The sequence below is a fragment of the Crassaminicella indica genome (genome assembly GCF_019203185.1).
GTDB lineage: Bacteria > Bacillota > Clostridia > Peptostreptococcales > Thermotaleaceae > Crassaminicella > Crassaminicella indica.
In genome coordinates, this window is the sequence record NZ_CP078093.1 from 582292 (window position 1) to 606497 (window position 24206).

A 24206-nucleotide genomic window follows, 5' to 3' on the forward strand; every position below is an offset into this window, starting at 1 on the left:
AAACCATTTCGTAAACCTTTTACAATACTGTAAACGATTTGTAATATCATATTTATGCATTTTTTTCTCTCTTTAATCGATAATATTCAATCGTCTTTGTCAAACCTTCTCCAATACTATACCCTGGTTCCCAGTCTAAAAGCTTCATTGCCTTTTCATTATTCAACGTACTATGCTTGATGTCTCCTTTTCTTTCATCTCCATAAATAGCATTGCACTCACTTTTTAAAATATCTCTCATCATATTAAATAATTCTGTTACGGTAGTCTTTTTATTAGTACTAATATTACATATCTCATTATCAGCAAGCTTTAATGCCTTTACATTAGCACTAGCTATATCCTCAACATAAATATAATCCCTTGTTTGTTCTCCATCTCCAAAAATCGTAGGATTTTTTCCATTTAATAATAAATCTAAAAAAATTGATACTACCCCACCTTCACCCTTAGGATCTTGCCTTATGCCATACACATTTGCATATCTTAGTATAGTATACTTTATTCCATAAAGTTCAGCATATACCTTTATATAATGCTCAGGCGTGTGCTTTGAAATTCCATAGTATGATATAGGGCTTACTCTATGCTTTTCATCTACTGGTAGATATTTTGGAGTACCATAAACAGCTGCTGATGAAGCATATATTATTTTTCTTACTTTATACTTTTTACAATTCTCTAATAAGTTTATAGTTCCTATAATATTAACATCTCCATCAAACATAGGATCTTTTATAGATTTTTGTATATCTATTTGTGCAGCATGATGAATAACAACCTCTGGCTTTTCCACTTCAAATATTTTATCTATTTCTTTATCTCTTATATCTGCTTCATAAAATACAGCTTTCTTATTTATATTTTCCATATTTCCTGTGGACAAATTATCTATGATAATTACTTCATCTCCATTCTCCACTAACTTATCTACAATATGTGAGCCAATGAATCCTGCTCCCCCTGTTACCAATACCTTCATATTCCTCTTCCTTTCTATAGCTTATTATTTTCTTTATAAGTTGGTACAATTCTTTTTAATCTATTTTTAATATAACTAGGATCACTATCTATACACTTTTTAAGAGCATCTATATCCTTCATCAATTGATAATACTCTATGTCCATAGGTTTTTCTACATAAATCTTTTCCTTATGTGTCTTTTCTACATTTTCATCATTCACTAATAGCTCTTCATAAAGCTTCTCTCCTGGTCTTAATCCAGTATATTTTATTTCTATATCCTTATCAGGTTCAAAGCCAGATAAGGTAATTAAATCTCTTGCCAATTGATCAATCTTAACAGGCTCTCCCATATCCAATACAAATATCTCTCCACCCTTTGCCATAGCCGCTGACTCCATAACTAATTGTACTGCTTCCGATATAGTCATAAAATAACGAATAATATCAGGATGTGTTACCGTAACTGGTCCTCCTCTTGCAATCTGTTTTTTAAATAGAGGAATAACACTTCCTCGACTTCCTAAGACATTCCCAAAACGAACAGCTACAAAATCTGTTTTTGAATTTTTATTAAAGCTTTGAACAATCATCTCACAAATCCTTTTTGTAGCCCCCATTACATTTGTAGGGTTTACTGCCTTATCAGAAGAAATCAATATAAATTTTTCTACATGATACCGATCACTCATCTTTACTACATTCAAAGTCCCAAATACATTATTCTTCACAGCCTCTCCACACGAATCCTCCATAAGTGGTACATGCTTATGTGCTGCTGCGTGAAAAACAATGTGAGGAGAACAACTACTAAAAATATAATTAAGACGCTTCACATCTCTTACAGAACCTACCATAAAGCTTTTATCTACATTTGGATACTTTACATTTAACTCCTCTTGTATATCATAAAGATTATTTTCACTAATATCAAATACAATTAATTTTTCTGGCTTAAACTTTACAATCTGTCGACAAAGCTCTGAACCAATAGATCCGCCTCCACCTGTTACTAAAACTCTTTTTCCATTTATATAAGCTGCAATCTTTTCATCATCAAGCTGTACCTTATCTCTTCCTAATAAATCATTTACATCTACATTTCTAATCTTATCTGCAAGAATCTCCTTCAAATCTTCCTTTAATTCTCTTAATTCATGGATATTGGGAAGTATTTTTAAAGTACTCTTAGTCTTTTTACATTCCTCTATAATCTCCTTTATATCCTGCCTCTTCCCACCTGGAATAGCGATTACAATTTCATCTATTTTTTTATTTACTGCATAAGAAAATATATCTTGCCTTGTCCCAACTATAGGTACACCACTAATTTTTTTTCCTTTTTTAGATAAATCATCATCAATAAAGCATATGGGATTTATTCTAGCATCTTCTTTAAACTTCTTTAAAAGTATATTGCCAGCCTCTCCAGCTCCAATAATCATGACTCTTTTTCTTTTGTCTTTTAATGGAAAATATATCATATCATATATATTAATTCTTTTAAAAATCTTCGTAGTAAATCGACTGATACCAAATAAAAATAAATCGATAAAAAATGTTATAACATATATACTTCTAGGAACATTTAACCGCCCTAAATATATAGCAATAATGATAAGTCCATTACTAATGCTCACAGCCATGAATAAATTCATCAATTCATCTATCCCTGCATACTTCCATATACTTTTGTATAAACCAAAATAATTAAATACCAATATTTTACCAATAGTTATAAAAGGTGACATATATATAAATACTTTAAAATAATCAAAGGTTAAGTTCCTTCCAAATCTTAAATAATATGCCATCATGATAGCTATATTGATCAATATTACATCTAGTAAAAATATAAAAATAGGCTTTAGTTTTTTGTACATGATATACCTCTTTTCGTTTAAACACTAGATTTATTATATAATTTAAAAAAGGACATGTCTACACATGTCCTTAATTCTCTTCATTATATCCCTTTGGATTATTTTTATGAAAATTCCATGCATCTTCAATAATCTTTTCTAATGAATCAAACTTTGGTTTCCAACCTAAAACTTTTTTAGCTTTTTCAGATGAAGCTATTAAAACTGCTGGATCCCCTAATCTTCTTTCTATAATTTCAGCTGATATAGGATGATTTGTTACCTTTCTAGCTGTTTCAATCACTTCTTTAACTGAAAATCCTGTTCCATTCCCAAGATTAAAAACATTACTTTCATTACCTTTTCTAAGATATTCTAAAGCTAAATAATGTGCTGATGCTAAATCCACCACATGAATATAATCTCTAATACAAGTACCATCCTTCGTTGGATAATCATCTCCAAACATATATATTTTTTCTCTTTTCCCTAATGGAACTTGCAAAACAAGCGGGATCAAATGTGTTTCTGGATTATGACATTCTCCTATTTTTCCACTTTCATCAGCACCTGCTGCATTAAAATATCTAAGTGAAACATATTTTATCCCATAAGCTTTATCAAACCATTTCATCATCTTTTCCATAGCAAGCTTCGTTTCACCATATGTATTAGTTGGATGCGTTTCATCTGATTCTAATATAGGTATTGATTTTGGTTCACCATAAGTAGCTGCCGTTGAAGAAAATACTATTTTATCTACATTATTATTCTTCATAACATCTAATAAACACATCATTCCATACACATTATTATGATAATATTCATATGGCTTTTCCATACTTTCCCCAACTAAAGAATTGGCAGCAAAATGAATAACCGCTTCTATATCATTTTTTTTAAACACATTGTCCAAAAACTCTTTATCTCTTATATCACCTTTGTAAAATTTATCCGTCAATACAGCCTCTTCATGTCCACTCTGTAAGTTATCCACTACAATAATATCTAAGTTATTTTCTAAGAAATATTTAACAGTATGGGAACCAATATATCCAGCACCACCAATTATCAGTATAGCCATTATAAACCCTCAACTTTCATTTCTTATTTTCTTAATAAGTTTTTATATACCCAACCTCTTAGTTTATTTGGAATAATTCTTACTGATGTTCTTAAAATGATATTACTCAAAAACTTATTAAAGCTAATAAAACCCATATCTAAGAATTTTTTCTGCAACTGAATATCTACTTGAACGTATTTCATTCCACCTCTTCGCTCAAACATACTAGCACCAGTACGTGCATATACCAAACATTCAGGTATATTATACATTTTAGAGTCATTCATAATCATTCGAACCCATAAATAGTAATCTTCATTCCATAAAGAAGGCTGATAGTTTCCGGCATCTATTACTGCCTTTTTTCTATACATAACCGTCATATGATTAAATGGATTTCTTCTTTTAGCATATTTTTTTATTTCTCTATCATTAACAGGAACTTTTCGTATAGATAATATATTGTGAATATCTCCTTCAAACTCTTCTATATATGATCCTACTATATCTACATCTTCATTTTCTCTTAATACCTTTAACTGCTTTTCAAATCTATTACTTACAGCTATATCATCCGTATCCATTCTTGCAATAATATCATATTTACAAGCTTTTACTCCTTCTTTTAGTGCTATTCCTAATCCTTTATTTTCTTTAAATTCTACTATTTTAAATAAGCCACAATATTTTTGTATATACTCATTAACAATAGTATTTAACTCATCTGTTAACTTACCATCTTTCACTAATACTATCTCATTTGGTTTCTCGCTTTGGTTAATCACACTATCTATAGCCTTTTTTAAGTATAATGGATTTTCCTTATAATATACTGACATCAATACTGAAAATTTCATAATCTACCTTCCTATCATTTCATGATACTTTTCTTCATATTCGATTGACATTTTTTCAACTCTAAATTTTGATTCATATTTTTTTCTTGCATTATTAGACATTATTTCATAATTATTATGCTTATATAAAAACTGTATTGCTTTTACATAGTCATTATCCGATTTAGCTATTATTCCATTTTCATAGTTATCTACTATTTCATGCATTACTGGAATATCACTAACTATTGCAGGTTTTTTCATCATCATACTTTCAACTACAACAAGCCCAAATCCCTCACTTAATGAAGTAAAAAGCAATACATCTGATTTTTGTATATATTCAAACACTTTTTCCCGTTCTACTTTACCAACTAATTGAACAATGTCCTGAATATCATTGTTAACAATATATTTTTCAATTTTATTTTTAAGGATACCATCACCAATAATTCTATACTTAACTTTAATTTTTTTATCTTTTAAAAGCTTAATTATATCTAAAGCTTTAAATATGTTTTTACACTTATTTAATACTGAAATTGAAACTATATTAATTTCAGTATCTATATTCTGCTCAGCATTTTTTAAATTATCTTCTATTCCATTATATATTACATCTATATTTTCAAAACCCGTTTTACAATAAACATTTTTTATATATTCAGAAATTGCTATTTTCTTATCGATTTTCATTAATGCTTTATTCATAAAATAAGTCATCAAACGACCAATAATTTCTCCATATTGATATGTAAAATCTTCCATAGGATTATTGTGCAAAGTAGTAATTGATCTATAACTGCTAAAATTTTTTGAAATAATGATCGTTGGCCAAAAACTGTGTACATGAATTATGTCTGGTTTTTCTTGCTCTATTATATTTTTAATCTTTAAAATATCTCTTTTAAAAGGTATTTTCCCCATTCCTATATCATAAGTTTTTATATGATTGTTCTTAAACCTTTGTATATCCTGTTGTGAATTATTTCTTAATGATACAAAAATATATTCGAAGTTAGGATCATTAGAATATTTTGCTATATTTTCAGCAACTATGATTGGACCTTTTTCTTGTAAACTGGGCACTAAAACCATTATTTTCATTATATTTCCCTCACCCATTTTTTTTCTATTTCTTTTAACTTATATTTTTCAACATTAACCTTAGCTTTCTTACCAAATTTTATTCTTGTTTCTTGGTCTGTTGTAAGTTTTTTTATTTTTTTAGATAAATCATCAATATCTAAATATCTTGCTAGATAGCCATCTTCTCCATCTTCAACTAAATCTCTGGGACCACTGGGACAGTCAAAACTAACTATTGGCAATCCGCATTCTTTAGCTTCTAACAAAACCATAGGGAAACATTCGAATTTTGAAGACATAACGTATATAGAAGAATTCAAGTATGCCTCTTTAATATCAGATTTTACATCATTCAATTCTACATTTTCTTCTAATCGTAGCTTCCTTACCAAGTTTGATAATTTTTCTTTATCACCCTCATCTTTTCCGAAAATTTTTAATTTCCATTCAGGACAAGTATTAACAACATCTTTAAATGCTTTTATTAAAAAATCAAATCCTTTTACATCTTGATATCTTCCAACTGCAACAATTACCCTTTCAGATAAGTTACTTACTTTTGTACTTTCCCATGGAACGGGATTAGGCATAATACAAATTTTTTCTTCTCCAAATAATTTCTTATAGACTTGCCCATCAGTAGTATTTAAAACAAAAACTTTATCTAAATATTTGTACACAAAAGTTCTTAAGAAATTTAAAATTTTATAAGTTGGTTGAAAATAACTATTATGTTCCCATGCAATTTTTTTTATCTTTCTATTGAAAAATAGTAGCGCAATCATTTTGAAAATAACCCCATCTATTCCTAATGTAATGATTACATTAGGAGAGATCTTCTTAATAATTTTTCTAAATTTCCCCATATATAAAAGGGGTTGTATTTTTCTATAAACATAATTTTTAGATTTACTTAAACCTAATGAAATGATTTGAACATTATCATTTAACTTATAAAATGACTTTTCTTGATTAAATGTGATTATTTTAATATTGTACGATTTATTCGATAATGCATTTGCTATTGTAGCTAAGACCCTCTCTGCTCCCCCTGGCGTTTCCATACCAAAAGGAATAAAAAAAACTATTTTTTTCATTTGATCCCCTTTCTATTTTCTAATACATATATAGCCCCTAGAATTGCATAAAAATACGGTATAGCATATGGAGCAAATGACATACCAGATATTAAAAACGGTAATATAATATATAATCCCCTATAATTAGTTTTTATAGTAATTACATAAATTAAAAATAATATTAGACTTAAACCTATAACTCCTGATTCAAAAAAATATACTAATAAAAAATTATGAGCGGATATATTCAATATCTTAGGTGCATTATTAAATCCTACTCCTAAAAGAAGATCTTTGACTCCCCAACTATTAACATTCTTGAAAGCAAGATATAATATTTGAAATTTAGAAATAAAACTGCTATCTTGACTAAAGCTAAAATACCCTAAAACTATACCTCCTATGATGACCATAATTATAAACATACTTACAATCAAATAATTAATTCTATACTTTTTCATTTTATCTATAATTTGAAATAATAATAAACAAAAAACAAGTGAAGTAATACTAGCTCTTCCAAGTGTTAAAATACATAATATAAATAAACTTGCTAACTGAAATCTATATTTCACGTTATGATATTTATTTAAATATAATGTAAAGAAAAATACACATAATATAAAAATTGCTACAAAATTAGAATCATTATACATTATACTGTTAAACTTATATGCATAAAAAATATACTGTGAATTTCCTTGAGCTTTGACTGCAGAAATATAGCTTGAATTTGGATTACTCAGCCTATAAAAGCACTCTATAATCAATAACATTAGAGACCAATTTATAAACCTGTTAGAAATTTTTAATATGTTAAAATAATTCTCCTTGTATAATAATATAATACCAATCGGTAAATATATCAATGAGTACAGTATGCTTATAGTAACTTTTAAATCACCCTCTACTAATAATTGCTCTCCAAAAAAATAAATGCTAGTTAACATCACTTGGACAATTAAACATTCTTTTATGAGGCTCTGTTTCTTTATCATAATTAATAAAAATAAATATATACCTGTAACTAAAGAAATATGGAAAGGACTTATTGGAACAATTTGTGTTAAAAAGAAACCTGAAAATACAAATAATATTGAAATAGTAAAGTTTTTCATATAAATCCCTTTCTTTATTACGACTTGTGCTTATATCATAATACTATATTATAGACATAGTCAATTTCTGTATCTATATATAAACTTACTAGTATTCAAAATTTAAATACTATTTCTATTAAAAAATATCATTAGTTTTTCCTACCACAACCATTCTAATATAGAGCAATTATATATCTACCCTTGTAGCACATTGCATATTTGCTACAATATTATTTTCTGAAAAGTTTTTCTAATATCGAAGGTTTATTAATTCTTTCAATTATTAAATATTTAAATCTATCAACCAAATACCTAAACTGTTCTGTCCTAAAGAAAAATAAAATGAATATTACATTTGAAACAACAACACACACTATAATTTTCCCAATAAATCCTACAAATGTTATATCTACAAAAACAAATTTCATAATATATTGGATAAATATAACTGCAGTTAAAGTTGCTCCTGCATAACAAATATACTCTAAGTAATATTTATAAAGTGGCTTTTCAAAAACATATTTATACGATAAATAAGGTACTGTGAAAAAAGGTACAGAAAGTGTACTAATAGTGGTTCCTATAAACACACCGATAATTCCAACTTGTTTTACTAATATAATTGAAACTATTAGATTAACAGCTGATTCTATGAGTGGTGCATATTTATCATTTACAAATAACCCCGAGGTTTGTTTTGGAATATTGATAGAAGCTCTCATATTCATTATATAAAAATTAAAAATTATAATCCCTACTATCTTTTGTTCAAAAACATAATCTTTTCCAATCCATAGTATAATGAACGGATTTAGAAGAATAAAAAGGCATACCGATGAAAATCCACTAATCCAAAAGTTAATAAACATCATTATTCTGAAAATCTCATATTTTTTTCCTGATGACTCAGTTACTACCAAATTTCCAAAGCTTGCAGTAATACCTAAAAACACTTGACTTGTTAACCCTTTTATTGCATTTATTATCAATGTATAGTTTGAATAAATACCAACTGAAATGACACCTATTAAAGATGAAATTATGAGGTTATCAGTTGAGAAAACAAAATAACTTCCAATTTTATGCAAAAAAATTGCTCTTATATTCTTAAATAGAAGTTTTTTATCTTTTTGCCCAAGTTTTGTAGCTCTATCAATACTTTTAATATAGGGGTACTTTTTATTTGCTATATAAATTATTACTAAATTTTCAAGGACACGAATACATATTCTTGAAAGTAAGTATAGAATATAATTTTTAGTAATTAATAGTATACTTATGGTTGTTAAGTTAGAGATAAATTGCTGAGCTATCCTAACTACAGATAATATATAACTTTTTTGATCAGCTTCAATAATCGGTCTTTTGTATGAAAAAAAGTAAGAAAAAAATGTATCTAATACAAAAAGTAAATATATTATATTAATATGAGAAATATCAGGTTTTTCTTTTATAAATACATGTAAGAACGGCGTTATTACAAATCCTATTACTAGAACTAATACCCCAATCATTCTATATGCCATTTTATAGAATCTCATTAATGCTGCTATTTGATAAGTGTCTTTTTCTTCTAGTGGTCTATATAAGCTATAAATTATAACTGAGCCTATACCTAATTCGGCAAGATTAAGCATCGCTAATATGCTTGTAAATAATCCATCTATACCTAGGTAATTTGCCCCAAGTGTCTTTATAAAAATTCCTCTTGATACAAAATTTAATAGAATAATTACAAATTGCATCGATATTCCAGCTACTATATTCTTAATAGAATTTGTTGTTCTCATAAACTTTTAAACATCCTTTACATCATTTCTTTTGATTTGTAGCTAACTACTCACAAAGATTTAGAAATCACACCTAACTTTATATAGTATTTATTCCACTCACCTTAAATACAATAATATACTTGAAATGTATAATTTATTGCATTAATAAATTCATAAACAATAGAAACAAACTTTCTAAATCAGATTGTATTCAAAATATAAGCGCACTACTTTATTTATCCATTTATCGACACTATATTGAAAATGTATAGTCTTACTTATTTCTTCAAATAATGGCTTATATAAATTAATGTTGCTGTAAATTGTTTCCTAGATAGCTTATGTCAAAGCTAAAATATCTTCCAATTCAAACACTTTGGATACTGGTAACTTGGTAACCATCTTAATGCTAGGTATATTACTTATAATAAGTGACTCCAGCTTCACATAGAACATACGAAACCCCGTCTGTATAACTTGATGATATACATACATCTGATGGTATATAATATTTCCCTATATTTCCAGCAATAGGTAACAAGCTTAAGCATTGTATTGTATCGTTTATTTATATATTCCATATAACTTTCCAATCCACAGCCAATCACTACAAAGATTATTTTATTTATTCTCGTAATTCATTTTTTAAGAATAGAGAAAAATGATTTCTTATAATAATAGCTACTATATAACTAATAAGTCAATTTATTAGTAAAAGCATAACTCTAGACGTTATTTTTATCACTTTGATTTTTATTGCTTGCATTCGCATATGTTCCTCTTTTCTATCAAAGCATATTCTTATAAACCTTTACTTTAGATTATTAGAACAAATTCTCTTTATTTGTATATTTTTTAATCCTTATTATTTCTTGTTCTAAAAATTAAACGTTTTGTATTCTCTTAGGTTCTGAATATTCACTTAAATATTTAATAAGTGCTATTCCCAGCATACCACTTCCATAATTCAATATATTAGAAATATGACTAATTGGAATTTCCAATAATTTATCCTCCTATATCTAATTTTGATTTATTGAAATGTCTTCTTTTTTATCAATTGATTTGCAACTTGCAATTAAGTTTTTCCCTCATATTAAAAAGTAAATGTTAGAATTTTTATAGATAAACCATTTTTAATGATTAGTTATCCATTACAAATAATGGTAAAATTCTAAGACTATTTACGCAGCTAATAATCCTATATCGGGTAATTTATAATAGTAATTTATGCCATAAACAATAGATTTTATGAGCTCTTTATCTTCATTGAATTGGTCATAAAGAGAGGCGATTTCATCAAACAACACTTCTATATTTTCTCTAGCTCCAATATTAAAGATCTTGTTTTTGAGCAGGTTCCATATATTTTCTTGGGGATTAAGTTGTGGTGAATAAGCAGGTGTATTGATGAGAACAAGTCTTTCTTTATTTGACTCCCAAAACTCTTGTATTTTCACATTGTTGTGTGTTCTAGCATTGTCTAAAACAAGATATACCTTCTTACTAGGATTACACTCTAATAGGTATTCCATGAAGCTTTGTATTTCCTCGCTGGTTATACTTTGTTTAGCTGAGTATATATCAGCAACTGTATCAAAATTTTTGGTGATTTCTGTGGCGCCTATGATATTTACACCTTCATGAGAACCGTTACTTTCTAATATAGGGGATACCCCCACAAGGCTCCAACTTCTCCTATTATCCGATTCGGTTCTTAGACCTGTTTCATCCATTACGTATAGAACACTTTCAGAGTCGTTTTCTACAGTAGATACTAAATCTATCATTTTTTTTAAAGGCTTCCTGTTCGGATTTTACACCTTTTGTTGGTTTTTTCTGAGCTCTTTTAAAACTAAAGTTGTTTTTGTGAAGGATATTACGTATAGTTTGTGCACATACTCTGACCTCATAGTTTTGATACAGATAGTCAGCTAGAAGTTGAGCCGTCCATACGTGACCTAATAGACCAAAATTATTAGGAGTAGTATGCATAACTGTTTTTAGAAGATCATCTTCCATTTCAGCAGTAATTTTACAATTAGAAGGAACTTTTCCTCTACGATCTTCTAGTGCCTTTATTCCTAAAGCATTCCAACGCTTGATATAAACATAAATATTTACATCTGATTGTAAGAGAAAATCTGCTATTGCTTTAACTTTATAACCTTCAGCAAGCATTATAATTGCTGTAAGTATATTTCGTGCTAATGCTACGTTGTGGGTATTTCTTAATTTTTTCAATTCCTTTATGGAATGTCCGTGAAGATCTGCTGTTACGATTGTTGGTCTACTCATTTATCTCATCTCCTAAGGGCTTTTTTCTTAGGATATGGAAAAAATCACTTAAAAATGCAGCATAGCCAAGAAATTAAATTTGTTTATCTATATTAAAAGCAAATAAAAAGCAATACTCATCAAAATTTACTTTTGTTATTTAAAAACAAAAAGCTTTGTAGCTTTTACGATAAAACTTTTTATAAAAAAACGCAAATGTGCTTTATAGCAATAATATATAGGATATTTCCTCCATAACATAATTTCTTTATCAATCCCATATCCTATAGCAATATCATTAAGTGGAACTTTAAGGAATTTATCATATTCTTTTTTTTCAATAAAAGTAACTAATTCTTTATGCTTCACCCCGGAATACGCTAAACAATATATTACACTCATGATGGCATTTGGTAAAACATAATGAACTATTGTTTCTTTTAACTCATCATTGCTATAGTTATTATCTTCCAAATATCTATATATTCTAATCATAGCATCTACATAATCAAATTGTTCAAAGTTTCTCTTTCTCATAGCAGAATCATCATGTTGTCGATAATTATAAATTGTTTGAGAAATTGTTTCTACTTTTTCTGATGCTAGAAGACATTTTATTGTAAACTCTTGGTCTTCACCATATTTACATCCCACACTAAACCTAATTTTATTTGTGATAACTAATTCTTTACAAACAATAAATGTACCAATACGTATCCAAATCTTTCGTTGCAAAAATAATAGAGTTGTATCACTACCACTTCCACTAAAGTATTTATATGTATTAGTATAATTCCAAATTTCTTTGTTCTTACTAGTAACATTTCTATATCCGCCATAAACTAATTTAGATTTTTTTTTAATTGCCTTATCATATAAACTTTTAAGGGCATCTTTTATTAAAGTATCATCGGCATCAATAAACATTAAAAATTCACCATTAGCTTCATCAATACCTATATTTCTTGCTGCACTAACACCTTTATTTACCTGTCTAATAACTTTTCCCTTTAAATTAAAATAATGTAGACTTTCCTGAGCAACAATTGCACTTTTGTCTTCTGACCCATCATCAACTATTATTATTTCAATTTGTTTTGCTATGCTTTGAGTTGACAATGATTTAATACATTCTTCTATATATTTTTCGCAATTATACATAGGTATTATAACACTTATTAATGGTTTAATCATACGCTACACCTCTTTTACTTAATATCTTCTTTTTCATTCTCAAAGCGATTATTAATGATATTAAAATAAATCCAATTAATCCGTTTTACTAGTTAGAAATTATTAACAAAGCAGTTCCAATCATTATGTTAATCTTTCATTGAAAACGACCTCATGGATCTATGTCAATCAAAAAGTTAGTTTTTAACATGCAATTTTAGCCTCATTTTCTACTTGTTGAGGGGTTTTATATTTTAATGATCCATGGATACGTTTTCTATTGTACCAACCTTCAATGTATTCAAATATGGCTAATTTAGCGGTATGAAAATCTATATATTTTACATGATGAATTTCTTCTTTTTTCAATACAGAATGGAATGATTCAATAGGAGCATTGTCATAAGGACACCCTTTACGACTAAAGGAGTGCTGTATCCCCTTAGATTTAAGGTACCTCCCAAATTCCATGCTTGTATATTGCGAGCTTAAATCGGAATGCAATACAAGTGTATCTATAGGGTTTTGTGAAATATAAGCATTCTTTACAGCCTGTAAGGCTACATTTACAGTCATAGCAGTATCAAATGAATACCCTATTATTTTACGAGAATGAAGATCCATAACAGATGCAAGATAGCACCATCCATCTTTTATCGTATGTATATAAGTGATATCCGTTACCCATTTTTGATTAAGTACAGTAGTTTGAAAATCACGATTAAGTAGATTAGGATATTTTATGACTTTCTGTTTTGTTGAATAAGGTCTATACTTTGTGACTGTAATAGCATAAATACCAAGCTTTCGCATTATTCTCTGTACTCTTTTTATGCTAACTGTGTATCCTTTTTTTAAAAGCATATGATATATTTTAGGAGCACCATATCTTCTTTTAGATTGAGTATAGATGTTATAAATTGTTTCTTTTAGTTCTTTATTTTCAAGTTCTCGATTAGAAGGTGTATGACAAAGTGCATTATAATAAGAGCTACGAGAAACTTCTAGTATTTTGCACATAGCTTGTATAGAATGTTTATCAGACTGCTCTGTAATAACTTTAAATAATTGATCATCATTTATGCTTTGGCGAATATGGTGATAGCCTTTTTTAAGATAGTATTCTCCTCCTGAAGGCGTGCAATTTGTTTTTTTAATTCTGCTACATCATTTAATGTAGTAGTTTTTCCATCTGATGTAGATATAGGAGAAAATCTTTTAATCCATTTATATATAGTGACATCTGAAACACCATATTCGCTGCTTAATTCTTTTACAGAACGACCAGAATAATACAGATCTACAATTGTCTTTTTAAAATCTTGATTGAATTTTTTATTGTTCATTATGGACACATCCTCTCAGTTATTATTTTATATATTTAACCAATTTGTGTCCATAAAACTATACTAGCACCACTCATTATAAAGATAAAAGGATAACATATGTTAGATCTCAATATTGCCGTAGTATTCATTATTACGGCTAACATCTATCAAAGGTTACTCCAATACATATCAAACTTCGTAATATCAACGATGCTATTTGTTAATTTATCAATAAATTATTAGGTAAAGAGTTAAATGTAGATAACATTTAAAAATTTATATTTAAACAAAATATTTCAAAGAACATAATTTTTTGCAAGAAAACTGAAAAATTTGTCTTTATTATAAATAGATTTGATAGCATACAAAATTTACTTTATTAAATTTATATTTTCTATGGATTTATATCTCAATTGTTCATCATACACATTTTCCCATATATATATCACTTTCATATTAAAATCTTTAATTTTTTCTATATCATTATAAACCTCAAAGCTTACTCCCATATCATTCAATGTATGAACTATTATTTCTTTCATTTCATCATTTGAACCTACTACGATAATTTTTTTTCTCTTTTTTATCTGCTCTTGTGTTACTTCTTTTATATAACTATTAATTAATAGTATGGCTCTATAGGATTTGGATACATACTCTAGTGTTTTTTTTGCCTTTTCCTCTATCCCTTTTGGCGTTAAAATATATCGAACACTTCTTGCATTCAGATTTTCTATTTTTATTAATCCTTTCTTCACACATTTTTTTATCAAAGTATTTACCATTCCTAAACTCATATTTGTCTTTTTAGCTATATCTCTTTGAGATATATTAGAATCACCGCTCAAAATTTCTAATATATTCATTTCATTTTCTTTCATTCAATGCTGCAACCTTTCTCTTTTGTTCATTTTTTGAACATTTCTATTTAATTGTACTTCTTGTTTCAAATTATGTCAATAGTTTACATTTTATTATTTTATCTGTATCCACCCAAGTATTATATTTGGAAACAATCTATATTCATTACCATCTTCCGAACTTTTCGCTGGCCTCCAAAATCCAAATTTTAGATAATACTGCCCTGGATTACTTGTAATTGTTTTTTCATGTTCATATATTTTCCCTATTTCCCATTCTGTTGTCTCAATAGGCAAATTATGATCCCAATTTTTTATTTCATATCTTTCTAATGTTTTTGTATCTATTACACCTCCATGAAACCATAATACATAATCTATGTTTAGCTTATCTATACATTTAAATCTAAACTTTATTTTAACTTTGTTTTTATTTATTTGTTCTATAGTAGATCCTAAAAACAATATTTTATCTGATAAATTTATAGGGTATTGTCCATCAAAATATGTTGATTCTTTATTCGAATTTTCAAGATTCTTATAATTTTTATCAGGAAGTATACTATTAGCAAATAAGGTATACTTGCTCTTATCTATTTTAGAAATATCATTGAACACATCATATTTTTCAATAAGTTTAGACAAATATTTATAATTAACCATTATAACTCTGCTTTCTTCTCTTTCTAGATCAATCAATTCTGCCTTCATCATCTTTATTGATCCTTGTAAATTCGATGTTGGTTTAATTTCAACTCTTACAAATTTTGTATCTTTCAATGTTTTAAATACTAAATTCCCAGTCCCCTTTGGAGAATAATATCTAATTGTGTTAAGTAATGTTTCTTTTTCTCGAACATTGATAGCATAAATATTGATTTGACAAGAAGGTTTTTCTTGATTTTTTCCCTGACATTCTATATCATATCTGAAATCATATACTGTATTCCCTTGAATATCTTCAACAACTCTTTTAAAAGAATGCTTTTTTATAACTATAGGTTTTATTGTCTTTTTAACTACATTGACATAAATAGATGTACATAGTAGTATTAAACTTATTAATAATAATATTTTATTTTTTTTATTCATATTGTATCTCACCTTATTCATGTATTTTTCTTTCAAATCAATCCTACATAGTTTATAATAATATCATATTGACAAAAGGAGTATATATCATGTTTTTTAACAAACTTCACAACTTCAATTATATAATATTTAAGCAAACAACTAAATATTTTTTTATTTTTCTTTTAATAGCATGTGTGTTACTTTCTAGTGGATTAATTTATCAAAATCCCATACTTCAAACTATAGGTTTTGGATTTATCATTATATTATTAACTTTTTCAATATCTAAACACATATTAAAAAATGATAAATACTTATTAGACCTTACTATTTTATCAATATTATCTGTCATGATCCACTTTGGATTAACTTTAGTTTTTAATTTTGTTTTGACTAACTTTGGTGTAGATAGTGTAAAGTATTTAAACTGGGGGATCAAAGTTGCTGAGATGTTATGTAAAGGTGTCCCTTTTAATGATATACCAAAGTACGATAATAGTTACTCTTATATAGTCGGTGTATTATTTTATTTATTTGATGTCAATCGAATAATGTTTTCGTTTTTGAATGCTTTTATAATTATAATATCTGGTTTAATTGTATATAAGACTGTATTAATTTCAAAGTTTAATATGTTATCTGCTAGATTATCCGTAGTGCTCATATGGTTTTTTCCAAGCTTTTTAATATGGTCATCGGATTTATTAAAAGATTCTTTTGTATTGTTTTTTACATCTCTTTCTTTTTTATTTTTAGCTATGATTTTTTATAAAAAAAGTTCTTATAAATATTTCTTGATTATTCCAATCATACTGTTTATTTATTTGAGCTCAACTATCCGATTTTATATGTTTATTCCAATTTCTATTGGATTTGTAGGCGGATTATTTATATATATACTTAAATCTAAAAAGGGAAAAGTATTTAGTATCATTGTATTATCTATTGTTTTGTTATGTAATATTGTTATATTCAACACTAATGAAGCACAATCATACTTTGGTAATACTTTAGCTAAATCAGTTGAAAAATTAAATATCCTAAGGCAAAATGGATTTTCATATGATGATGCAGGATTAGAAAAAGATATCTCCACTATAGATAAGCTCATGAAAGCTTTACCCTCTTTATTAAAAGATTATCTCCTGCAACCTACACCAAAGCACTGGTTCAGTTTAGATAGTATTATTGTGAAACTTACCATACCTGAAATGATTTCATGGTATATTAGTTTGATATTTATTTTTGTCGGGCTAATTATAAAATTAAAAAATAAAGAACCTTTATCTTATGCAATAGCTGTATACCTTTTGATTTTATGGGTTTCAAATGCTATCGTTGTTGGAAATATTGGCGCAATCTACAGATATAGAATGCAATTTCAAGCTTTTGCTTTTATATTTATTGGTGAAGGTTTTATATGCTTAAAGAACAAATATATCGATAAGTATATTAAAGGTAATATATAAACAGCTAATTGAAGCTTTACTTCAAAGCTTCAATTAGCTGCTCTACTACGTATTCAATTTCTTCTTTCCTCATCCCTGTATAAAATGGAAGCGCTATAGTTTGAGCTGCCACTCTTTCAGTAACCTCAAACTTTTCTTTTACTTGATCTTGATAAAAAGGTTGTACATGTATAGGTGTAAAATAAGGTTTACATCCTATTCCTCTTTTTTGAAGCTCTTCCATCACTAAATTTCGATCTATATATTCAGCAAATCTTATGACGTACACAAACCAACTCATTTTATTCACATCTTTAGCTATATAAGGAATTGTTACACCTTCTACTTTCTTTAGTAGTTGATTATATGTATTCGCTACCGCTTCTCGTCTTTGAAGAATTTCTTCTATTCTGTCGATTTGTACAACACCTAGTGCTGCATGAAGTTCACTCAACCTATAATTATATCCTAATCTTTCATGATAGAGCCATGTTCCTGTAATAGCTCTCCCCTGACTTCTCATACTCCTACATAAATCTGCTATTTCATCATCATCTGTTACGATGATACCACCTTCACCTGTAGTAATCTGTTTATTTGGATAAAATGCAAATACTCCTACATCACAGTTTTTACCACACTTGATCCCTTTGTATTCACTTCCTAATGCTTCACAAGCATCTTCTATTACTTTAAGATTATATTTTTTTGAAATTTCATTTATTTTCTCCATATCGTTTGGATGTCCAAAAGCATCTACCACTAATATGGCTTTAGTTTTTGGGGTGATTTTTTCTTCTATTTTGTCTATATCAATATTTAGTGTTTTTTCATCTATATCAACAAATACAGGAGTAGCTCCTTCAAATAATATACAATTGGACGATGAAATAAAGGAAAATGGTGTTGTGATGACCTCATCTTCTGAACCTATTCCTAATGCTTTTATAACTAAATGAAGTCCACTTGTACCACTGTTTACTGCTACTGCATGCTTTACTCCTATATAATCTGCTATTTTCTTTTCAAATTCTTCTATTTTAGGACCTATACTTAGTATTCCAGATCTTAACACTTCTGTAACTGCATCTATTTCTCTTTGTGTAATATCTGGTTTTGCTAATGGGATATTCATCTTAATTGACCCCTTTCAATAATAGACTCTAACCTTTGTCTAAATATAATAAAAGCTAACATTATAATCATCACTCCTGTAAAAGATGCAAAGGAATCTAAAAATACATCTCTTACCATTGGTCCTCTTCCTGGGATAAAACATTGATGGATTTCGTCACTTATAGCATAAAATGTACAACTCATCCATGAAATCATATATTTTTTCTTACTCCCTATCTTTAAATCTAATAGCATGATAGACAGTGTCATAAGTATCCCTAATCCAAAATATTCAATAAAATGTGCTGATTTTCTAACTATATTTTGCAAAGTGCTGATCCTGTTATCTCCTATAATAGTTGTTTCATCCTCTGATAATATATCCATTTTTACCAAAATCTCTCCTGATTGAGTTCTAGATATATTTGCTGGTTGATTTGAAAAATAGAATATAGTCATCATCCATATTATAGTCATGATCCATACTGTTCTTTTGAATAACTCATATTTGTTCATATTCTCTCTACCTTACAATAATTTTTTAAACAACTTTATTTGTTTTTCAATGACTTGTTGTTGTTCAAATAGTTTTTGCACTCTTTTTCGTGCATTTTTGCCAAATTCTCTTCTCTTTATTTCACTGTTTAATAAATCATTTAGTATACTAGCAAGCTTCTCAACATCTCCTGCTTTGTATAGTATTCCTGTAGCTTCATCTACTTCATCTCTACATCCTCTTATATCTGTAGCTACTACACATCTTTCCATAGACATAGCTTCAAGAAGTGATACTGGCATACCTTCTCTATAAGATGGCAACACAAATATATCCATAATACTTAAAAATTCTTTGATATCTTCTCTATGTCCTGTAAATATAACTTTATCCTTTAGATTATATTTTTCTATAAGTTGATCTATTTCAAATTTTGTGCTATTGTCTCTCTCTCCTAAATTCCATGAACCTACAATAAGTAGCTTGATATTTTCTTTTTGTTTGTTTAAATATATAAAAGCATTTATTAAATCTAGTACTCCTTTTTCTTTTACAACTCTTCCTACAAAGCCTATCACTTTATCCGCAGCTTTTATTTGAAAGCTTTTTCGAATTTCTTTTATTACTTTAATATCTATTTTTTGTGGGTCGAATTTATCAGTATCTATCCCAACACTATTTATGTTCATAATTTTTTTTGAAGAAATAAAATGGTTCTCTAGTGCAAACGTTAAATCTTCGTTATTTACCGTGAATATATAATCCGTAAAATATTTTGCCATGAATTTTTCTATATGATAGAAAAATTTATTGCTCATATAGAAACCATGTACTGTATATATGACATGTTTTACACCTGCAAGCTTTGCTGCTATTCTTCCTAGCACTGCTGCAATAGGTGTATGCACATGAATGATATCAATTTTTTCTTTTTTTATTATTTTATATAATTGTATGATGGTTTTTATATTAGATATAGGAGCTATTTTCCTTTCTATATCTATATGATATACCTTAAACCCTTCAGCTTCTATTTTATCTGCTGCACCCATATACGCTGCTGCACAGCTTACATCAAAGCCATTTTTTTTAAGTTCCCTCATTAATGGTAATATGAATTTATATATAGTTAAATCAATTGCTGAAACTTCTAAAATCTTAGGCTTCATAGTTTCTCCTTTAACTTCTTCCCATCCTCTATATACTTCTTAGTTTCATCTGTCATTTTCATAGGTTTTTGACTTCTATTCGCTACTGCTTCAAATTCCTTTTCAATATTTAATAATCCATCAATATATTTTTTTGCCTTTTCTTTTTCTCCATTTTTTATAAAGTATTCACTAGCTTTATAATACACTTTACTTTTTGTTTTATAGTTTTCTACACGCATAGGCTGTATTTTGGTGATTTGCTCTATTAATTCTACACCTTTATCAATTTGATCCGTTATAAAGTAAAAGTTTGCTGCTTTTTCTAAGATTTTTGGATTATATTTTCCAAGTTTTATTGCTTTTTCATAGTTTTCTCTTGCCTTATTGATATATTCTTTGTTTTGTTTTGCTGCAATCATATACAAGTTCGCTAAATCAACCTTGTTTTCAGGTTTCAAAGGATCTAATGTAGCTGCTTTTTCAAAATATTCAATAGCCATTTTTAAATCATTTGCATTTACTGCACTAACTGCCTTTCTTGCATTTAATTGCCCTTGATGAAGAGAAGCTGTTAGAATAGCTAATAATATTGAAAAACATAATCCTACATACAATATACTTTTTTTATTGTATTGTACAAGTTTTTCTTCATCATTAGTTGCAGTTAATATACCAACTAACACCCATAATATAATAGATAAAGAAGCATAGGTAAGATCAAAATCTAGTATACTATGGATAAAAAATGCTGTTATTCCTAAAAAAACAGAAGTATTTATTGTTTTGTCCTCATTTTCTCTTTTGTTTGAAATATAAAATACTCTAATAATAGATAATATATATAACGCAATACAAAGTAATCCTATTGTTCCTATTTCTATCCAAGCCTGCATAAAATAATTATGTGCTTGTGTTGTCCAATAAATATAAGATTGATACTTTTGGTATAAAGTTTGCCAACCGCCTCCACCTGTACCGAATACCGGATAATCTTTTACGATTTTTAATGCATCTTTATAAAAGACAGCTCTACCATTTCCATCTTGAATCTTATCTACCTCTTTAAATCTCCAAATAATAGATTCTGGTACAACCTTGAGAACACCTTTTGTGATACTGCTAATTTGAGCTTCTTCTTTTCCTATATTAGGTAGATCTTGATAAACAGCTGCTGATATAAATCCTACTATAATAATCAGCACCGCAAGAAATATGTATACTGCTTTATAATTAATTTTTTTGATAAACCTTTCCCCTTTGTTAAAAACAAAAGTTAGGATTGCTGTTACAATCAACATCCCTATGAATATTGCCCACAATTTCACTGAACTTGGCTGTGCTAAAGCCTTTTTAAATAAGATAGAAAAGATAGCTCCAATACAAGTATTACTCCCAATATTAACAAATGCTATAACCTTTTCATCCCTTTTCATAAGGAATATATATATAACCACTAATAATGGTATCAACAGCCACATGCCTCTAGAATAAGTTAAAATTAACGTAAATATAAAAGTTACAGATACAATATCATATAATATTTTCAATGTATATTTATTTGCTCTCAAAGACAATCCTACGCTGACAAAAAAGATAGCTCCCATATATGCTGCTAATGCATTAGGATATTGTAATGTGGAATTGATTCTTCCTCCTACATAAGCACCATTATAGCTCCATGTACCTATGGCTGAGCCAATGCCTACCATAGCCACAACAAAAGCACTTCCTAATAAAACATTCAAAATTTTTTCTTTTCCTTTTAAATCTTTTCCAAATTCCTTTGCCATTAGGTATAAGAAAAAGTAGTTGCTATATTTTAAAAACTCTCCTACTGCAAGTCTTTTATTGACTCCATAAAAACAAGATAATAAATACAATAAAACAACCAAACCTGCAAATACATCTATAGTGCTTTTAAGTATTTTATAATCCTGATACTTTATTTTCCTTCCCAACCATATACTAAAAAGAATAAAGGAGAAAATATGAGTTGGCAAAAGCTCATAGTCAAAGAAAGACCCTCTAAAAAAAGGTGGGTAAAATAATATAATACAAAATAAAACAAATAAGAAACTGCTTTTTGTGTAGCTTTCCATATTCAATTTTCTTTTTCCTTTTACTTTGGTAGACATAAGTACCTCCAAATATTCTCTAAAATCAAAATTGCTCTTTCATTTATCTGCTTGATATCTTACTCGCTTTAAGCTGCATCCTTGCTAGTAACTGCTGAATTTTTCCAGTATTCTCTAAAGAATGCTAAAAATACTCCGATCATGATTCCTAGTACACCTGCAATAGCTATATTTAGCTTTTTATTTGGTGATACAGGCTTGATAGGTACTAATGCTGGTGTTTCTATAATAATATTTGCATCCTCTAAAATAGATGATTGAGCGATGCTTATTTCTTCTAATTTTTTATTAAAAGCATCATAGGTTGATTGTGCTAAATCTACTTTATTTGTAATAATTCTTTCCTCATGCTGCTTTTCTGCAAACTCTACTTGAAGCTTTTCTAATTCATTTTGTGCTCTTGCTATTTCTTTTTTTAGATTTTGCTGTTTTGCTATACATTCTGATAATTGTATTTTAAATTTAGACAAAGTATCTTTTAAAGTATAGTAATTATCATTTTTTTCCTCAACCTCTATGGCTATAGAAAACAAATCACTACTTGACTTGCTAGAATTTTCTTTAGCTGCTTGTAGCATATATGGATCATCTGAAAGAGATTTCTTTAAAGCTACTTTTTCTGGAGTCGCTTTTAACTCATCTTCTGCTTTATTTATTTTTGCTCTTAATTGCTGTTCATTTACTTTTTCTTCTGTCAATTTTGTTTTATAGTCCGTAACTAGCTTTATCTTAGCATCAATATCTGCTTGAAGCTCTTTTACACCTTTTGGCTGTGCTAAAAAGTTTTTATATTCTACCAAAACATCATCCAGCTTTTGTTTTTGCACATTTTTCTGTTCCTCTATAGAATTAGATGATTTGTTAGCTTGCTCCTTAGATTTTTCTGCAATAAAGTTCACAAACTTTTTTGATAAAGTATTCGCAATATCTGCTGCTAATTTTTTATCTGTATTTTTTACCTTGATCTGAATTAGATTTGTATCTTTGATAGTCTCAAGCTCAATCATATCTGCTAAATCAAGTCTTGTCATCTCTTTTTTATCTAATCCTAATTCTTTTATAGTTTCTTCTAATATTACTGGGTTTTTCAATTGTTCTTTGTATGTTTCAATAGTAAGATCAGGAAGCTCTGCTACAGAATCTAATATTCCTTCGATACCTTCACCTCTTTGCTTCGCTTTGATTCGATCTGTTATATTGGAAGCCATTAGAACAGTTTTTGCTTCATATACAGGCTTCATGACAAAAAAGCTCAACACAAAAGCTGCCAAAACGCACACAATGGTAACCCCTATAATCAATTTCTTTTGCCTTAATAATACCTCTATCAATTCCCTTAGGCTGATTTCATCATACTGTGTTTGCTGCTCCATTACTTTT

The 24206-nt window shown here is 28.1% G+C and carries 20 protein-coding genes; 1 reads left to right on the top strand and 19 read right to left on the bottom strand.

Annotated features, from left to right (window positions below; all coding sequences use genetic code 11):
* Window positions 1-52: 52 nt before the first annotated feature.
* The 14 genes from KVH43_RS02845 to KVH43_RS02905 form a co-directional block, all read right to left on the bottom strand.
* Window positions 53-982, bottom strand: coding sequence for an SDR family oxidoreductase (locus tag KVH43_RS02845; protein WP_218283371.1), 930 nt, complete (start codon window positions 980-982; stop codon window positions 53-55).
* 14 nt (window positions 983-996) lie between these two features.
* Window positions 997-2847 carry a polysaccharide biosynthesis protein gene (locus tag KVH43_RS02850; protein ID WP_218283372.1) on the bottom strand — a complete coding sequence of 617 codons (1851 nt, stop codon included), beginning with the start codon at window positions 2845-2847 and terminating at the stop codon, window positions 997-999.
* Between the two features lie 70 nt (window positions 2848-2917).
* On the bottom strand, window positions 2918-3910 hold the full coding sequence (gene galE, locus KVH43_RS02855; RefSeq protein WP_218283373.1) for a UDP-glucose 4-epimerase GalE: 993 nt from the start codon (window positions 3908-3910) through the stop codon (window positions 2918-2920).
* 23 nt (window positions 3911-3933) lie between these two features.
* Window positions 3934-4749: a glycosyltransferase gene (locus KVH43_RS02860; RefSeq protein ID WP_218283374.1), complete on the bottom strand. Its 816-nt coding sequence runs from the start codon at window positions 4747-4749 to the stop codon at window positions 3934-3936.
* Between the two features lie 3 nt (window positions 4750-4752).
* On the bottom strand, window positions 4753-5835 hold the full coding sequence (locus KVH43_RS02865; protein ID WP_218283375.1) for a glycosyltransferase: 1083 nt from the start codon (window positions 5833-5835) through the stop codon (window positions 4753-4755).
* Window positions 5835-6914, bottom strand: coding sequence for a glycosyltransferase family 4 protein (locus KVH43_RS02870; protein ID WP_218283376.1), 1080 nt, complete (start codon window positions 6912-6914; stop codon window positions 5835-5837). Before KVH43_RS02870 ends, KVH43_RS02865 begins: the two co-directional genes overlap by 1 nt.
* Window positions 6911-8014, bottom strand: a complete 1104-nt coding sequence (locus KVH43_RS02875; protein WP_218283377.1) for a hypothetical protein — start codon at window positions 8012-8014, stop codon at window positions 6911-6913. Before KVH43_RS02875 ends, KVH43_RS02870 begins: the two co-directional genes overlap by 4 nt.
* A gap of 212 nt (window positions 8015-8226) precedes the next feature.
* Window positions 8227-9786 carry a lipopolysaccharide biosynthesis protein gene (locus KVH43_RS02880; protein ID WP_218283378.1) on the bottom strand — a complete coding sequence of 520 codons (1560 nt, stop codon included), beginning with the start codon at window positions 9784-9786 and terminating at the stop codon, window positions 8227-8229.
* A gap of 1166 nt (window positions 9787-10952) precedes the next feature.
* Window positions 10953-11558 (bottom strand): IS630 family transposase, encoded by a 606-nt coding sequence (locus tag KVH43_RS13175; protein ID WP_255547757.1) that lies wholly within the window; start codon window positions 11556-11558, stop codon window positions 10953-10955.
* Complete coding sequence (locus KVH43_RS13180) at window positions 11521-12066, bottom strand: helix-turn-helix domain-containing protein (RefSeq protein ID WP_255547756.1); 546 nt, start codon at window positions 12064-12066, stop codon at window positions 11521-11523. The genes KVH43_RS13175 and KVH43_RS13180 overlap by 38 nt, the downstream gene beginning before the upstream one ends.
* Before the next feature lie 135 nt (window positions 12067-12201).
* Complete coding sequence (locus KVH43_RS02890; protein WP_218283379.1) at window positions 12202-13239, bottom strand: glycosyltransferase family 2 protein; 1038 nt, start codon at window positions 13237-13239, stop codon at window positions 12202-12204.
* 183 nt (window positions 13240-13422) lie between these two features.
* Window positions 13423-14564 (bottom strand): IS3 family transposase gene (locus tag KVH43_RS02895; protein ID WP_218283380.1). Its coding sequence is split into 2 segments (ribosomal slippage): window positions 13423-14339 and window positions 14339-14564, totalling 1143 coding nucleotides; the frame shifts between segments, so codons are not numbered across the junction.
* A gap of 353 nt (window positions 14565-14917) precedes the next feature.
* On the bottom strand, window positions 14918-15427 hold the full coding sequence (locus KVH43_RS02900) for a winged helix-turn-helix transcriptional regulator (protein WP_218283381.1): 510 nt from the start codon (window positions 15425-15427) through the stop codon (window positions 14918-14920).
* 93 nt (window positions 15428-15520) lie between these two features.
* Window positions 15521-16498, bottom strand: coding sequence for a hypothetical protein (locus tag KVH43_RS02905; RefSeq protein ID WP_218283382.1), 978 nt, complete (start codon window positions 16496-16498; stop codon window positions 15521-15523).
* An 89-nt stretch (window positions 16499-16587) separates the two neighbouring features.
* On the opposite strand from KVH43_RS02905, the gene KVH43_RS02910 reads away from it, so the two are divergent.
* Window positions 16588-17949 (top strand): phospholipid carrier-dependent glycosyltransferase, encoded by a 1362-nt coding sequence (locus KVH43_RS02910; protein WP_218283383.1) that lies wholly within the window; start codon window positions 16588-16590, stop codon window positions 17947-17949.
* Between the two features lie 16 nt (window positions 17950-17965).
* Here the strand turns inward: KVH43_RS02910 and KVH43_RS02915 are convergent, their stop codons facing one another.
* From KVH43_RS02915 to KVH43_RS02935, 5 genes are all read right to left on the bottom strand, one after another.
* A complete protein-coding gene (locus KVH43_RS02915) occupies window positions 17966-19063 on the bottom strand; it encodes a DegT/DnrJ/EryC1/StrS family aminotransferase (protein ID WP_218283384.1) in 1098 nt (365 codons plus the stop codon).
* A complete protein-coding gene (locus KVH43_RS02920; RefSeq protein ID WP_218283385.1) occupies window positions 19060-19560 on the bottom strand; it encodes a VanZ family protein in 501 nt (166 codons plus the stop codon). The genes KVH43_RS02915 and KVH43_RS02920 overlap by 4 nt, the downstream gene beginning before the upstream one ends.
* Before the next feature lie 12 nt (window positions 19561-19572).
* The gene (locus KVH43_RS02925) at window positions 19573-20709 is read right to left on the bottom strand and encodes a glycosyltransferase family 4 protein (RefSeq protein ID WP_218283386.1); all 1137 of its coding nucleotides are present in this window, start codon (window positions 20707-20709) and stop codon (window positions 19573-19575) included.
* Entirely contained in the window at window positions 20706-22826 is a 2121-nt protein-coding gene (locus tag KVH43_RS02930) for an O-antigen ligase family protein (protein ID WP_218283387.1), read from the bottom strand. Before KVH43_RS02930 ends, KVH43_RS02925 begins: the two co-directional genes overlap by 4 nt.
* Before the next feature lie 68 nt (window positions 22827-22894).
* Window positions 22895-24199, bottom strand: a complete 1305-nt coding sequence (locus KVH43_RS02935; RefSeq protein ID WP_218283388.1) for a GumC family protein — start codon at window positions 24197-24199, stop codon at window positions 22895-22897.
* Window positions 24200-24206 lie beyond the last annotated feature (7 nt).

What these genes read in the sequence shown, in the direction of transcription:
- KVH43_RS02845 (WP_218283371.1), bottom strand. Translation starts at nt 982, where the DNA reads ATGAAGGTATTGGTAACAGGGGGAGCAGGATTCATTGGCTCACATATT.
- KVH43_RS02850 (WP_218283372.1), bottom strand. Translation starts at nt 2,847, where the DNA reads ATGTACAAAAAACTAAAGCCTATTTTTATATTTTTACTAGATGTAATA.
- galE (WP_218283373.1), bottom strand. Translation starts at nt 3,910, where the DNA reads ATGGCTATACTGATAATTGGTGGTGCTGGATATATTGGTTCCCATACT.
- KVH43_RS02860 (WP_218283374.1), bottom strand. Translation starts at nt 4,749, where the DNA reads ATGAAATTTTCAGTATTGATGTCAGTATATTATAAGGAAAATCCATTA.
- KVH43_RS02865 (WP_218283375.1), bottom strand. Translation starts at nt 5,835, where the DNA reads ATGAAAATAATGGTTTTAGTGCCCAGTTTACAAGAAAAAGGTCCAATC.
- KVH43_RS02870 (WP_218283376.1), bottom strand. Translation starts at nt 6,914, where the DNA reads ATGAAAAAAATAGTTTTTTTTATTCCTTTTGGTATGGAAACGCCAGGG.
- KVH43_RS02875 (WP_218283377.1), bottom strand. Translation starts at nt 8,014, where the DNA reads ATGAAAAACTTTACTATTTCAATATTATTTGTATTTTCAGGTTTCTTT.
- KVH43_RS02880 (WP_218283378.1), bottom strand. Translation starts at nt 9,786, where the DNA reads ATGAGAACAACAAATTCTATTAAGAATATAGTAGCTGGAATATCGATG.
- KVH43_RS13175 (WP_255547757.1), bottom strand. Translation starts at nt 11,558, where the DNA reads ATGATAGATTTAGTATCTACTGTAGAAAACGACTCTGAAAGTGTTCTA.
- KVH43_RS13180 (WP_255547756.1), bottom strand. Translation starts at nt 12,066, where the DNA reads ATGAGTAGACCAACAATCGTAACAGCAGATCTTCACGGACATTCCATA.
- KVH43_RS02890 (WP_218283379.1), bottom strand. Translation starts at nt 13,239, where the DNA reads ATGATTAAACCATTAATAAGTGTTATAATACCTATGTATAATTGCGAA.
- KVH43_RS02900 (WP_218283381.1), bottom strand. Translation starts at nt 15,427, where the DNA reads ATGAAAGAAAATGAAATGAATATATTAGAAATTTTGAGCGGTGATTCT.
- KVH43_RS02905 (WP_218283382.1), bottom strand. Translation starts at nt 16,498, where the DNA reads ATGAATAAAAAAAATAAAATATTATTATTAATAAGTTTAATACTACTA.
- KVH43_RS02910 (WP_218283383.1), top strand. Translation starts at nt 16,588, where the DNA reads ATGTTTTTTAACAAACTTCACAACTTCAATTATATAATATTTAAGCAA.
- KVH43_RS02915 (WP_218283384.1), bottom strand. Translation starts at nt 19,063, where the DNA reads ATGAATATCCCATTAGCAAAACCAGATATTACACAAAGAGAAATAGAT.
- KVH43_RS02920 (WP_218283385.1), bottom strand. Translation starts at nt 19,560, where the DNA reads ATGAACAAATATGAGTTATTCAAAAGAACAGTATGGATCATGACTATA.
- KVH43_RS02925 (WP_218283386.1), bottom strand. Translation starts at nt 20,709, where the DNA reads ATGAAGCCTAAGATTTTAGAAGTTTCAGCAATTGATTTAACTATATAT.
- KVH43_RS02930 (WP_218283387.1), bottom strand. Translation starts at nt 22,826, where the DNA reads ATGTCTACCAAAGTAAAAGGAAAAAGAAAATTGAATATGGAAAGCTAC.
- KVH43_RS02935 (WP_218283388.1), bottom strand. Translation starts at nt 24,199, where the DNA reads ATGGAGCAGCAAACACAGTATGATGAAATCAGCCTAAGGGAATTGATA.